Origin of the sequence: Robertmurraya beringensis, from assembly GCF_042433785.1 — a bacterium.
Classification (GTDB): Bacteria; Bacillota; Bacilli; order Bacillales; family Cytobacillaceae; genus Robertmurraya_A; species Robertmurraya_A beringensis.
Genome location: NZ_JBHLUU010000001.1, coordinates 1 through 12,908, shown reverse-complemented (window position 1 = coordinate 12,908; position 12,908 = coordinate 1). Strand labels below are relative to the sequence as shown.

Sequence of the window (12,908 nt, the reverse complement as noted above, 5' to 3'; positions counted from 1 at the left end):
AAAACGGACAAAAACACAAAAAAGCAGAGGGCAGCCCCTCTGCATAATGAATTAGTTAAGAATTTTAATTTTAACCGTTTTATGACCCCAACGATATGCATCTGCTTTCGACGCAAAAAACACATCGATTTTATTCCCTTTAATAGCTGAACCTTTATCAGCTGCAACTGCATAGCCATAGCCTTCGACATATACCTTTGTCCCTAGTGGAATTACACTTGGATCGACTGCAATCACTTTTGCACCTGGATTAGCATGAAGGTTCAATCCCGTTGCCGTAACGCCAGAGCATCCATTGCAACTTGCGGTATAAGCAGTGGATGTAACAAAAAACTCCTTGCTAACACTGTCACTACCACGTGATACGGTTTGGGTACTTACCTTTGTTCCTACCGCGACAACCTTATCTTGCTTCTCTTTAACCTGTGTTTCTTTTAGAAGCGTTCTAGAGACTTCTTTGCCGTTCTCTAATACCACCTCATACTCCTTTGTCTTCAGTCCTTCTTGACCCGGAGTTACTACCTTTTCTGTGCCTTTTGATAGATTACTATCATTCTTTGTAACAACTGCAAAATGAATCGGTTCTTCCACTACATCGGTGACTTTTTCAACCCGAATGATGCTAACAACAGCATCCTTCTGAATAACTGAGTCTTTTTCAGGCATTACACGGTCTAGTTCTCCTAGAGTGATTTCTTGTTGTAGTAAAAAGTCAGCGACCGTAGTCGAAGTAGTAGTCCATACTTCTTCTTCTGTACCACCGTTATTTAACTTGAATGGAAACGCAATGTTTACTTCAATATTCATATTCTTCTTGATTGCAGTGTCTAAATCAGGTGTAACCTTATCGTGCTCAGTAAGTATAATTTCTTGTTCCTTTAAAAACTCTTCTACAGTATCTGCTGTAGACCAAACTGCTTTTTCCTCGGTATCTTTTACCATTTGGACCTGTTTCGCAGGTTTATATACAACCTTTAAGTTGTCTTTGACCTTTGTGTTTTCCGAGGGAAACACATAGTCTTCTGAACGAAGAGCGATGTCAAGTTCGTCGAAAATACCTTCAATTGTGGCTGCATGTGTCTTGATGATACGTTCTTGGCCATCTAGTGTCATGGTAACAGTTTCCTTCGTGGATTCATACACCGTAAACCCAGTAGCTGTTGTGAAAACTATGAAACTAGCAGAGATAATGGCCCACTTCTTTGTCCTCAAAGACCTGGAAAACAGGCTTTTCATGCTTTGAATAACGATGAAAAACGCCTCCTTTTCTCATGGAGTGATTATATAAAGTATCTTACTGCCTGTCAACCCTCAGGATTTTCCTCTGAACGTACTCATTATTATGACTAATAGAATTCAAAAAAGAAAGAGAGAGTTGTCGACACGGTTATCCTATGAGAGAAAGGAGACATGTAGAACTTTTTAGAAAAAGAAAAGATTTGGACAAGCTTTTATTTTATTCGACAGGATTCCTTATCAATTTATGCCGAATAATATTTTTGCATTTTCTGTTGTTACCTGTGAAACTTCTTCGTAACTAAGTCCCTTTAATTCAGCAATTTGCTCCGCCACTAACTTCACATAACTCGGTTCATTTCTTTTCCCTCTGTATGGATGTGGAGCAAGATACGGGCAGTCGGTTTCGATTAAAAGCTTCTTTAACGGAATCTCTTGTGCCACTTCTTTCGGCTTTTTAGCATTTTTGAATGTAACCGGTCCACCAAGGGATATATAGAAGTTCATTTCCACACATTCCTTTGCAACCTCTACGCTCCCACTAAAACAATGCATAATGCCTCCTACCTCAGCCGCGTTTTCTTCTTTTAAGATTGTAACAATGTCTGCTGTTGCCTCTCGGTTATGAATCACAATAGGTAGTTTCACTTTTTTAGCTAACTGTATTTGTTTTCTAAAGACTTCCTGTTGTACTTCTTTTGGTGATTTATCCCAATAATAATCAAGTCCCATCTCTCCGATAGCTACCACTTTAGGGTGTTTCGCAAGCTCTTCAATCCACTCCAAGTCTTCATCACGCATATCAATCGCATCAACCGGATGCCACCCAATACTTGCATAGATAAAATCGTATTCTTCGATTAATTCCATTGCTTTGATAATTGTAGGTCGGTCGAAACCTACAACCACCATGTATTGGACACCTTCCATCCTAGCTCGGTCAATTACCTCATTTAGATCCTCTGAAAATTGTTCTGCATTTAAATGTACATGTGTATCAAATAACATTTATTTCCTCCAATATTAATTTTCTGTTACATATATTTTATTTGTTTCTCAACTATTAAGTCTCTTCGCTCCCTTATATAAACAGGAAGATAAGAAAAACATAGGAATGAGCCATGTGTAATGTTACACGTGAAACATTTCTATGTTTTATCTTAGTAAGACTTTATTCCTTATTTTACTTTCGCTCCTAGTGGAAGAGAGTCACTCACTGTGGCCAACGACATAATTCCATCCTTTTGACCAGCAAGAATCATTCCTTGAGACAATTCTCCGCGTAATTTTACTGGTTTTAAATTCGTCACACAGATGACTCTTTGTCCAACTAAATCTTCTGGTTTATAAAATTGCGCAATTCCCGAAACCACCTGTCTACGCTCAAACCCAAGATCTAACTGTAGCTTTAATAGCTTATCCGCCTTTTTAATGGGCTCAGCTTCTACTACTTGCGCTACTCGCAGATCCACCTTCATAAAGTCATCAATCGTGATTTCCTCAACCTCTGGAATTTCCTCAACTTTTGGTTCTTCTGCTACAGGCTTCACAGTTGATTGCATTTTTTGTTTAATAAAAGACACTTCTTCTTGGATATCAAGTCGCGGGAAAATGGGATCACCTTTCTCCACCTTTGTACCTTCTGGAATCAACCCGAATTTTTCGAGACTTTCCCAGGACTGAAGACTACTTTCTACAATAGAAAGCTGTTTAAATATGTCTTTAGGTGTTTTTGTTAGGAATGGCTGAAGCAAGATTGCTACTCGACGAAGAGATTCAGCTAAATGAACCATAACACTTGCTAACTCATCTTTTTTCTCCTCGTCTTTAGCTAGAGCCCAAGGCGCTGTCTCATCAATATATTTATTTGTTCGGCTAACTAACTGCCAAAGGGCTGTAAGAGCAACAGAAAACTCCATTTTCTCCATTGCTTCTTCATATTTATTCACCGTTTCCTCATTCACTTGAAGAAGCTGTATTTCGAATTCTCCCTTTGAACCTTCGTACACCGGAATCGTTCCATCAAAATACTTATTGATCATTGCAACTGTACGATTTAATAGGTTACCCAAATCATTCGCTAAATCAAAGTTAATTCTTTCAACAAACCCTTCAGGTGTAAACACCCCATCCGCCCCAAATGGAACTTCTCTTAATAAGTAGTAACGAAGGGAATCTAATCCATAACGATCAATTAATGTTACTGGATCTACCACATTCCCTTTTGACTTAGACATTTTTCCATCTTTCATAAGAAGCCAACCGTGAGCGAACACCTTTTTTGGAAGAGGAAGGTCTAGTGCCATAAGCATAATTGGCCAATAGATGGTATGGAAACGAACGATCTCCTTCCCAACTAAATGTACGTCCGCTGGCCAATATGTTTCATATTTAGAAGCATCCTCTGTACCGTAGCCCAAAGCAGTAATATAATTGGACAAAGCATCAATCCATACATAAATAACATGTTTAGGATTGCCAGGTACTTTAACTCCCCAGTCAAACGTCGTTCTTGATACAGCAAGGTCCTCTAATCCTGGTTTAATAAAGTTATTAATCATCTCATTCTTACGAGACTCCGGTTGGATAAAGCCAGGGTTTTCCTCATAGTATTGCAACAGGCGATCAGCATACTTACTTACTTTAAAAAAGTAAGATTCTTCTTTCACCTTTTCTACGGGTCTACCACAGTCAGGGCAATTACCTTCATTTAATTGCCTTTCCGTAAAGAAAGATTCACATGGTGTACAGTACATTCCTTCGTATTGATCAAGATAAATATCACCTTGTTCAAGAAGCTGAGAAAATATCTTCTCTACTACCGTTTTATGTCTGTCTTGTGTCGTCCGTATAAAATCATCATACGAAATATCAAGCTTCTTCCAGAGTTCCTGAATTCCCTCTACAATATCACCCACGTAGGCTAGAGGGGTAATTCCTTTTTCCTCTGCCTTGCGCTGAATTTTCTGCCCATGTTCATCCGTACCCGTTAAGTACATGACATCAAACCCTCGTAGCCTCTTATAACGAGCCATCGCATCTCCAGCTACCGTTGTATATGCATGTCCAATATGTAAGTTTCCACTAGGGTAATAAATTGGTGTTGTTAAATAAAATGTCTTTCTTTTCTCAACCAAATCACTCACTCCTCATCCGATTATCATTCTGAATCGAGTCACTTCTTATACTCGTCAGCATAACCTCTTATCTCATCAAAATATACCTAATTATGAAGAAATGTGCAATATAATCAACTATATAGCCTTTTCCACTTCCCCCCATGTTTTATACCTTCTTCCGAGAAAAAAGTGTATGTTGATTCTTGTCGAATGATGTATTAGAATATGTCAATTTGTCGACAATCGGTTTATCATTTATTCATAATAAAATTAGGAAACATCATCCTACAGTATTCCAAAACGTTGATTTATCAACGTTATTTAACTGCTAATATTTTCTAAATTAATCAGATATAAAGTTATTGACGTTTTTGGGAATGGCTGGTATTATAAAAACATAAAAGAAATTTGTCGAATAATGACGAAAAAAAGAGACAGAGAAATATAAATACAATGGAGATTTGAGAGGAGCTAAAAAATTATGAAATCTACTGGTATTGTTCGTAAAGTTGATGAGCTTGGTCGTGTAGTTATTCCTATCGAACTAAGACGTACACTTGGTATCGCAGAAAAGGATGCTCTAGAAATCTATGTTGACGATGAGCGTATCATCCTAAAAAAATACAAGCCAAACATGACTTGCCAAGTAACTGGTGAAGTTTCTGATGATAATATCACACTAGCAGGCGGAAAGTTAATTCTTAGCCGCGAAGGTGCAGAACAACTACTTCAAGAAATCCAAAACAACTTTCAAGTATCTAAATAATGATTCGTCAAAAAAGCTTCTCGGTTAAAGAGAAGCTTTTTTTATTCTTGAACATGATAAGCCTGATACACTTCACGCTTTTGTAAATTTCTATCCTTTGCAACTTCCTTGATGGCTTCCTTAGATGACTGTCCTTTAGCATCAATATAATGCTCCACATGCTCAGGAATAGATAAACTCTCCCACCAGCTTTCTTCTTCCACTACCTCTTCCTTACTTCCTTCTATTATGATACAAAATTCCCCACGTACTTCTCCTTGAATGGACCATTCCACCAATTCAGAGACAGTCCCTCTAATAAACTCCTCGAATTTTTTTGTCAATTCTCTACATAAAGTCATCTGTCGGTTTCCTAGAACCTCTTCGATCTGCTGAAGTGTTTCTTTCAGTCGATGAGGTGACTCATAAAAGATCATGGTTGCTTTTTGATTCTTTAGTAACTCCAGTTCTTTTTTTCTATCCTTTTTCTGCCTCGATAAAAATCCATAAAAGTAAAAGGGCTGAGTTTGAATACCAGATGCTATAAGCGAAGTTAGTGCTGCATTCGCTCCTGGTAGAGGAACGACTGCAATTTCTTCCTGTGTGGCTTCCACTACCAACTCATAACCAGGATCTGAAATCGTAGGCATTCCTGCATCGCTGACAAGAGCAATCTTTGCTCCAGCCTTTAGCTTTTCAATTAGTTTTGCTCCACTCACTATCCGGTTATGTTCATGATAACTAACGATCGGTGTATCAATTTCGAAGTGATTACACAGTTTTTTTGTATTCCGAGTGTCTTCAGCTGCTATGTAATCCGCTTCTTTCAACAACCGTATAGCCCTAAAACTCATATCCTCTAAATTTCCAATTGGAGTAGGAACTAAATATAGAATCCCTTTCGTCTCTTCATTTTCAAAGCTTTTTTGTTCCCACATATCGATCACTCACTTCCGCTTTTCCTTCATTTTCTCCATACAATATTTCTTTCATTTCCTCAGTATATTCGTTGTTATCATTATAGACAAACATAGGAGCAAGTACTTTTAAATCTGGGCTTCCGCCCTTGATTGCCTCCACTAATAATATATTCGCTTCTTTTCCAACCTTTGGGTAAACCAATTGTATCCGCTTAGGTTCTAAACGGTATTTTCTCATTACAGTCACAATATCTAACAACCGTCCTGGCCGGTGTACAAATGCGACTTTTCCACCTTGTCGTACTAGCTGACTAGATACCGAAATGGCATCTTCTAAAGTGCATAGAATTTCGTGTCTAGCAATCGCTAAATGCTCATTCTCATTTCTCTCGTCTTTCTCACCAGTTAAAAAATAAGGGGGATTGCATGTAACGGCATCAAATTTTCCATGGCCAAGGCGTTTTGGCATGTCCTTAATATCTCCATGGATCATTTCAATTTGCTGATCAAGGTGATTGTATTGCACACTTCTTACCGCCATATCGTACAGACGTTCCTGTATTTCTACTCCTGTTATTTTCCCTTTTGTTCGCTTACTTAAAAAAAGGGGAATCACTCCATTTCCACTACACAAGTCGATGACATTTCCTTTTTGTATGGGCATATAAGCGAAGCGCGCTAATAATACAGCATCTAGAGAGAATGAAAAAACCGTTGGACTTTGGATAATCCGAAGTTCCTCTGCTAATAAGTAATCCAAACGTTCGTCGCCTTTTAACATATGGTGTCTTCCTCCTACCTGAATTCCTTTATTCTCCGAAAAAAAGGCCCCCTTGTCAAAGGAGACCCTCTTATTTTTTATTTAAAAAGGATAAGCAGAACAAACAGTCATCCTTTCTAGGACTTCCAAAATGGAGATTACAGATATGAAATCCTTCTTGATAAAGGCGAGCAAGGTTGTCATAACCTTCACCAATATCAACTATTTTTTCATTCTGAGTCTCCTCTGCCTTTTTCCCTTTTTTGCTTTTACTTACTTTTGGTTGCTGTTGCCTCTCGATGGATGTTCGATCAAGGTGCCTCCTCAAGTGCTCATTCTCTAGCTTTAAGGAGTTATTTTCTTCAAGTGTTTCAGCTAAATGTTGCTTTAACTCACCTAATTGCTTATATAGATGCCCAATTTGTGCTTCCATATTGCTTACTGAATCAAAAATTTCTTTTTTATTCACACCTTCCACCTCATTAATCTGTGGATTGAATCTATACAGCGCCTTCCTTTAATATCTCATCGAGAGTATATTCTAGGACACGCTCATGATCAGCCAGTTCAACCTGGAGTACTCTTTCCAGTATATTTAATCCCACCACTCGACCAGGGCCTTGTGGTGTGGAGATGACTTGACCTAGATCAGGTAGTAGCTCTTTTGCTGACTCATATTCATCATTTTCGTATTTTAAACAGCACATCAGACGCCCGCATAACCCTGAAATTTTTGTAGGGTTTAATGAGAGATTCTGATCTTTTGCCATTTTTATAGATACTGGATCAAAATCACCTAGAAAGCTGGAACAGCAAAGCATCCTACCACAAGGACCAATTCCACCAAGCATTTTCGCTTCATCTCTTACACCAATTTGACGAAGTTCAATTCTTGTACGGAATATAGCTGCTAAATCTTTTACGAGCTCACGGAAGTCAACGCGGCCATCAGCTGTAAAATAAAAAATCACTTTATTTCTGTCAAATGTATATTCAACATCCACTAGTTTCATATCCAGTTGATGTGTTGATACTTTTTCACAGCAAACATCGTATGCTTCCTTAGCCGCAAAACGATTTTCTTCAACGATTAAACGATCCTTTTGATCAGCAATTCTAAGGACTTTCTTAAGAGGAAGCACAACATCATGCTCATCAACCTGTTTCGGAGCAATAACTACCTTGCCATACTCGACTCCTCTTACTGTTTCCACAATAACAAATTCATCCTTTTGAATTGAGAGATCTCCGGGATCAAAATAATATATTTTACCCGCTTTTTTAAAGCGTACTCCTACTACATTATACAAATGAAGATCCCTCCTGCAATCGTAACACCAGCTCTTCCATTAGGAGCTGGGGGTTCATATTGGCTTGCAGCTTTCTTTTTGCCTCCAATATCCAAGACAATCCATCTGCAACTTGCCTTCCTGAAACATGAAGAGCGTATTGTTGCAGACGCGTCATTTCACTGACATAAACTACTTGGCTTGATTTCTCAAGCTGTAAATATAGTAAATCTTTATATAATAGAAGAAGTAAGTCTAAACCTTGATCAAACTGTTCTTTTTCTTTAAAGTGTAAAAACCATTCCTCTTGGAGCATCACCAATGCTTCGAGAGGGTTCTTTTTTAGCACTTCATATAATTTTAACACTATTTTTTGAGCTTGTGCAAACCAATCGTTATGACTTAGCTCCAAAGCCTCATCTAAATTATTGGTAAGTTGGGCAATTATAGGAGCTTTTGTTCTTTCTATCCCATGTTCACCCAATTTCTTTATTAAAATAGTAGGAGAGAATGGCTGGAATTTTATAATCTGACAGCGAGACAGAATAGTTGGTAGAATTTGTTGTGCTCCCTCCGTTAGTAAAATAGCTGTTGTCTCTGAATGCGGCTCTTCTAAAAACTTTAGTAAACTATTAGCTGCATTCCCTGTCATTCTGTCAGCATGCACAATAATGTACATTTTTTTCCTTGATTCCACACCCGTCTTAGAGAATTCCTCTTGTAAGTTTTGAATTTGCTTTTTCTTTATTGAAAGGCCATCCGGCTCTAACAAATGGAGATCCGGGTGATTCCCACTTGTAATCCTTTTACAATTGCTACATGCATCACATGGGATATAGTTGTCAATAGGACTAGAGCAGAAAAGGCTTTTAGCTAATAAATAACTAGCTTCTTTTTTTCCAATTCCTCTCATACCTTCGAACAGGTAAGCATGAGCTAACCTATCCTTTTGTATACTGTTTTTTAATAGCTTACCCACCATTGGCTGCACTTGATCCATCTCATCCCAAGTTTTAAGCATCGTCTCACTCACTTACGTATATAAATTAATTAAAAGGCCTTTTATTTCACCAATCTTACCGAGTAAATCAATAGAGTTTCCTTCCTTTTCAAGTACTCCCTCGGTTATCTCCACTAACTTTTCATCAATTGTCTCAACAATTTTTAACGATCTTCCTTGTCCGTACTGATTCCAGCTATGTGACTGCTTTAAGTCCATGCCAAAATCAACTGCTTCCTTCACAAACCTTTTGACTAATGTTTTATACTTAGAAAGGTCTTTGAATGTCCTTGACCTCGCTAACCTTTCACCCGCACTTTCAATATCCTTTAGGAGATTTTGAAGTTGACCAATCTGCATTTTTTGATCCTGTTTTTGCACGAGTTCATTAAATTTTAAACTAGTGTTCGCTGCTGTCTTTTGTTCAGATCGAATCTTATCTGTATTTAAACGAATATCCTGATTTATCTTCATAGGTGACCTCGCTATTAAAAGTGATGGAACTGCTCAACAGGTAAAACAAAAACTGTAGCTCCTCCTACTTCTACCTCGACCGGAAATGGAACATAGGAATCTGCATTCCCCCCCATTGGTGAAACAGGAGCCACCATCTGGTCTCTTGATTTACAATTATCTTTTATAATCTGCAAGGCTTTCTCTACACGTATATCTTCCGTTCCAATCATAAAGGTAGTATTCCCCGATTTCAAGAATCCCCCTGTTGTAGCTAGTTTTGTTGCACGAAAATTATTATCAACTAAAGCATTGGATAACCGATTACTATCTTGGTCCTGAACGACTGCTAAAATTAATTTCATATCATCCACCCCTTAGCGGTATAATATATTCTGAATTATTACCTTTATTATAACAGGTAATTAGCGTTGTACCATGCTCTAACCTATAATCTAAAAGAGGAAATTCAAGGATTGCTTTACTAAAAAAATAAAGTGTCTTAACTTGTAAGACACTTTCCCTCTTATTGTTTATCTAACACTTTTAATAAGTTATTTAAAGACTGCTGAAAGACCTGTTCTACAGACTGAGATGCATCGATCAATAAGATTCTATCCTTAAACCGATTGAGGAGGAGATGATATCCTTCTCTCACTTTCTTATGAAAATGAATCTCTTCCAAATCAAGTCTGTTTACTTCCCTTCCTTTATGCTGGCCAATTCGGTTCAGACCAATTTCAGGATCAATATCAAAATAAAAAGTAGCATCTGGCATTTTGCCTTCAATGGCAAAGTGATTAATGCTATATACTTCATCAATTCCTAGTCCTCTTGCATACCCCTGATAAGCTAATGAACTATCTATAAAACGATCGCATAAAACGATAGAACCTTCTTGTAAATGCGGCAATACCTTTTCAACTAGGTGCTGACGTCTTGCTGCAGCATACAGCAATGCTTCTGTTCTCGCATCCATGGCTGTATTTTCTTTATTCAAAATTACTTCTCGAATTTGTTCAGCAATCGGAATGCCACCTGGTTCCCTTGTTACGATGAACTTCAGCCCTCGTTCCCTTAGTGCTGTTTCTAACATTCCAATAATGGTTGTTTTCCCAGCACCTTCTGGACCCTCTATTGTAATAAATAAACCCCTACTCATAATACCCTCCAACTAGTTCACTTGTTTCTAATGATGAAATACTTTTAAGTGGTGCTGCTTTATATTTTCTCCACCCTGGAATCTCGATCCAGCTTCTAATAAATTGTGAATATGATTAATATCTTCACCTTTTATTAATTCTCCGGGTAATAGTAACGGAATGCCAGGGGGATAAGGAATAATACTCTCTGCACACACTCGTCCACTTGCCTCTGACAAAGGAATAATTTCTACTTTCCTTTCTTGCTGTTCCTTATAGGATATATGTAACGTAGAAATAGAAGAACGATTGGTTGCACCTCGGAAATTCCTTCCAAGTATTTCTACTCCCCCTATTCCTTTTTTTATCGCACACCATACTTCCTCAATAGGATATAGATCTCCTCTTTTAAGCAGTGGGAAAATAAAAAGAACATTATGCTCATCTGCTAACTCTGTAAAAATTCCATACTCCTCTAGTTTGGATTGCAGTTCAAAACCAGTTAATGCAGTTCTTGATTGTATCGTTATTTTTAAAGGATCTCCTTCATCTTTATATGAAAGTAGCTTAATGGATGGAATACGATTTAATTTGTCTCTAAACTCAGAAATCATTTGGAGAGTATAATGTAAATCTTCTTCCTCATATGTGGCAATATACTTTCTAGCAAGGTCAAGAGAAGCCATAATTGGATAAGATGGACTACTAGATTGTAACATACGGAGAAACATCCTTACCCTTTCCAAATCAACCCTTTTACTATTGTAATGCAAGTATGATCCCATAGTCATGGCTGGCAGTGTCTTGTGTGCAGATTGTACCACCACATCAGCACCTAGTTCAGTAGCACTCGGTGGAAGCCCCTTGCTTCTTTTAAAATGGGCACCGTGTGCTTCATCCACTAAAACAATCATATTACGCTCATGGCAAAAGGTAATAATCTCCTTTAAGTTCGGTGCCATTCCATAATAGTTTGGATATGTAACAATTAGTGCTTTAACCTGAGGATAGTCCTTTACTGCTTCTTTTATACTATTTAATGTGATTCCTCCGGCTACTTGCCATTCCGTGTCAAACTCCGGCGCTATAAATATTGGTTTCACATTGGCGAAGCTCAGTCCGTTCATAATTGATTTATGACAATTCCTTTGAACAAGGACTTCATCCCCTTCACCTAGAGCTGAAAGAATCATAGCCAGATTTCCAACCGTTGAACCATTTATAAGAAAGAAGCTTTTTTTTACCTCATAATAATCAGCTAACAAAGTTTCTGCTTCGAGAATGGCCTCACTAGGAGAATGCAAATCGTCTAAACCTGATAATTCGGTTACATCAACATTCAAAATGTTTTGGAATAGTGGATGAGCTTCTTTTATAAATACCTCTCCATTTTTATGCCCTGGGACATGAAACGAAATCGCTTTTTTATTTTTATGTTTGATTAATGCATCATATAATGGGGTGTTTTTTTGGTTCACATGATATCCCTCTTATCTTTTTCAAATATCATACTTGTCTATTTTAACAAACTAGTCCTTTTAATTCTTATTTATTTTTTTAAAGTTTCTATGTAGACATACAACGATTTATTTATCAAACATAAAATAGTATTCAAGCAGTCTATCGAAAAGATTATTCGAAAAATTGTATACAAATAACGCATCATGGTAACAATAGGTGTATGGAGGTGGAGTTATTTTGGAACCGATTATGGCGATAAAACAGCTAGGGGAAATTTGTGTTGTTTGCGAGCAGTCCAAACCGAAAGGAATACATCTATACACTTCATTTATTTGCGTCGATTGTGAACGAAGTTTAGTGGCTACACCAACGACAGATCCAAAATATAAATATTATATTTCAAAACTTAGAAAAATTAATAAGCCTGAGATTTTCTCCTAATTTACGAACCAGTTGAAAGTACCTTGATAGGTGCTTTTTTACCTATGTATTTATAAATAAAAAAGCACCCAATCAGGTGCTTTTTTCTTTGCCTAGCGACGTCCTACTCTCACAGAGGGAAACCCTCAACTACCATCGGCGCTGAAAAGCTTAACTTCCGTGTTCGGTATGGGAACGGGTGTGACCTTTTCGCTATCGCCACTAGACTCGTATTCAGTTGAAGAAAATCATTCCTTCAAAACTAGATAATGAATGAAGAAGAAAGAAATACGTTTCATCGTAATTTGGTTAAGTCCTCGATCGATTAGTATCAGTCAGCTCCACACGTCGCCGCGCTTCCAC

14 protein-coding genes and 1 rRNA gene are annotated in these 12,908 nt (G+C 37.7%); 2 read left to right on the top strand and 13 right to left on the bottom strand.

The window, feature by feature from the left end:
- Positions 1-51: 51 nt before the first annotated feature.
- The 3 genes from ACFFHF_RS00075 to metG all read right to left on the bottom strand — a co-directional run bounded on the left by ACFFHF_RS00075 (position 52) and on the right by metG (position 4,373).
- Positions 52-1,236: a ubiquitin-like domain-containing protein gene (locus ACFFHF_RS00075; RefSeq protein WP_160548414.1), complete on the bottom strand. Its 1,185-nt coding sequence runs from the start codon at positions 1,234-1,236 to the stop codon at positions 52-54.
- Positions 1,237-1,476: 240 nt separating this feature from the next.
- The gene (locus ACFFHF_RS00070; protein ID WP_160548413.1) at positions 1,477-2,244 is read right to left on the bottom strand and encodes a YchF/TatD family DNA exonuclease; all 768 of its coding nucleotides are present in this window, start codon (positions 2,242-2,244) and stop codon (positions 1,477-1,479) included.
- Positions 2,245-2,414: 170 nt separating this feature from the next.
- Entirely contained in the window at positions 2,415-4,373 is a 1,959-nt protein-coding gene (gene metG, locus ACFFHF_RS00065) for a methionine--tRNA ligase (RefSeq protein ID WP_160548412.1), read from the bottom strand.
- A 463-nt stretch (positions 4,374-4,836) separates the two neighbouring features.
- On the opposite strand from metG, the gene abrB reads away from it, so the two are divergent.
- Positions 4,837-5,121, top strand: a complete 285-nt coding sequence (gene abrB, locus ACFFHF_RS00060; RefSeq protein ID WP_066059282.1) for a transition state genes transcriptional regulator AbrB — start codon at positions 4,837-4,839, stop codon at positions 5,119-5,121.
- A 41-nt stretch (positions 5,122-5,162) separates the two neighbouring features.
- Here abrB and rsmI read toward each other — a convergent pair whose 3' ends face one another.
- The 9 genes from rsmI to ACFFHF_RS00015 form a co-directional block, all read right to left on the bottom strand.
- Complete coding sequence (rsmI, locus tag ACFFHF_RS00055) at positions 5,163-6,038, bottom strand: 16S rRNA (cytidine(1402)-2'-O)-methyltransferase (protein ID WP_160548411.1); 876 nt, start codon at positions 6,036-6,038, stop codon at positions 5,163-5,165.
- Positions 6,016-6,801, bottom strand: a complete 786-nt coding sequence (locus ACFFHF_RS00050; protein WP_340901729.1) for a tRNA1(Val) (adenine(37)-N6)-methyltransferase — start codon at positions 6,799-6,801, stop codon at positions 6,016-6,018. The genes rsmI and ACFFHF_RS00050 overlap by 23 nt, the downstream gene beginning before the upstream one ends.
- 70 nt (positions 6,802-6,871) lie before the next feature.
- Entirely contained in the window at positions 6,872-7,249 is a 378-nt protein-coding gene (gene yabA, locus ACFFHF_RS00045) for a DNA replication initiation control protein YabA (protein ID WP_340901728.1), read from the bottom strand.
- A gap of 31 nt (positions 7,250-7,280) precedes the next feature.
- A complete protein-coding gene (locus ACFFHF_RS00040) occupies positions 7,281-8,090 on the bottom strand; it encodes a PSP1 domain-containing protein (RefSeq protein WP_119706196.1) in 810 nt (269 codons plus the stop codon).
- Positions 8,083-9,090 carry a DNA polymerase III subunit delta' gene (gene holB, locus ACFFHF_RS00035; protein WP_160549851.1) on the bottom strand — a complete coding sequence of 336 codons (1,008 nt, stop codon included), beginning with the start codon at positions 9,088-9,090 and terminating at the stop codon, positions 8,083-8,085. The genes ACFFHF_RS00040 and holB overlap by 8 nt, the downstream gene beginning before the upstream one ends.
- A 12-nt stretch (positions 9,091-9,102) precedes the next feature.
- A complete protein-coding gene (locus ACFFHF_RS00030; protein WP_160549852.1) occupies positions 9,103-9,543 on the bottom strand; it encodes a DUF327 family protein in 441 nt (146 codons plus the stop codon).
- A 14-nt stretch (positions 9,544-9,557) separates the two neighbouring features.
- Entirely contained in the window at positions 9,558-9,887 is a 330-nt protein-coding gene (darA, locus tag ACFFHF_RS00025) for a cyclic di-AMP receptor DarA (RefSeq protein WP_119706193.1), read from the bottom strand.
- 161 nt (positions 9,888-10,048) lie between these two features.
- Positions 10,049-10,684 carry a dTMP kinase gene (tmk, locus tag ACFFHF_RS00020; RefSeq protein ID WP_377057342.1) on the bottom strand — a complete coding sequence of 212 codons (636 nt, stop codon included), beginning with the start codon at positions 10,682-10,684 and terminating at the stop codon, positions 10,049-10,051.
- 27 nt (positions 10,685-10,711) lie between these two features.
- Positions 10,712-12,142, bottom strand: coding sequence for an aminotransferase class I/II-fold pyridoxal phosphate-dependent enzyme (locus ACFFHF_RS00015; protein ID WP_377057341.1), 1,431 nt, complete (start codon positions 12,140-12,142; stop codon positions 10,712-10,714).
- Positions 12,143-12,374: 232 nt separating this feature from the next.
- Here ACFFHF_RS00015 and ACFFHF_RS00010 point away from each other — a divergent pair, with 232 nt between their 5' ends.
- The gene (locus ACFFHF_RS00010; RefSeq protein WP_377057360.1) at positions 12,375-12,566 is read left to right on the top strand and encodes a sigma factor G inhibitor Gin; all 192 of its coding nucleotides are present in this window, start codon (positions 12,375-12,377) and stop codon (positions 12,564-12,566) included.
- 90 nt (positions 12,567-12,656) lie between these two features.
- On the opposite strand, the gene rrf is transcribed toward ACFFHF_RS00010, so the two are convergent.
- A 5S ribosomal RNA gene (gene rrf / locus ACFFHF_RS00005) occupies positions 12,657-12,772 on the bottom strand.
- Positions 12,773-12,908: the final 136 nt, after the last annotated feature.

What these genes read in the sequence shown, in the direction of transcription:
- ACFFHF_RS00075 (WP_160548414.1), bottom strand. Translation starts at nt 1,236, where the DNA reads ATGAAAAGCCTGTTTTCCAGGTCTTTGAGGACAAAGAAGTGGGCCATT.
- ACFFHF_RS00070 (WP_160548413.1), bottom strand. Translation starts at nt 2,244, where the DNA reads ATGTTATTTGATACACATGTACATTTAAATGCAGAACAATTTTCAGAG.
- abrB (WP_066059282.1), top strand. Translation starts at nt 4,837, where the DNA reads ATGAAATCTACTGGTATTGTTCGTAAAGTTGATGAGCTTGGTCGTGTA.
- rsmI (WP_160548411.1), bottom strand. Translation starts at nt 6,038, where the DNA reads ATGTGGGAACAAAAAAGCTTTGAAAATGAAGAGACGAAAGGGATTCTA.
- ACFFHF_RS00050 (WP_340901729.1), bottom strand. Translation starts at nt 6,801, where the DNA reads ATGTTAAAAGGCGACGAACGTTTGGATTACTTATTAGCAGAGGAACTT.
- holB (WP_160549851.1), bottom strand. Translation starts at nt 9,090, where the DNA reads ATGCTTAAAACTTGGGATGAGATGGATCAAGTGCAGCCAATGGTGGGT.
- ACFFHF_RS00030 (WP_160549852.1), bottom strand. Translation starts at nt 9,543, where the DNA reads ATGAAGATAAATCAGGATATTCGTTTAAATACAGATAAGATTCGATCT.
- darA (WP_119706193.1), bottom strand. Translation starts at nt 9,887, where the DNA reads ATGAAATTAATTTTAGCAGTCGTTCAGGACCAAGATAGTAATCGGTTA.
- tmk (WP_377057342.1), bottom strand. Translation starts at nt 10,684, where the DNA reads ATGAGTAGGGGTTTATTTATTACAATAGAGGGTCCAGAAGGTGCTGGG.
- ACFFHF_RS00010 (WP_377057360.1), top strand. Translation starts at nt 12,375, where the DNA reads ATGGCGATAAAACAGCTAGGGGAAATTTGTGTTGTTTGCGAGCAGTCC.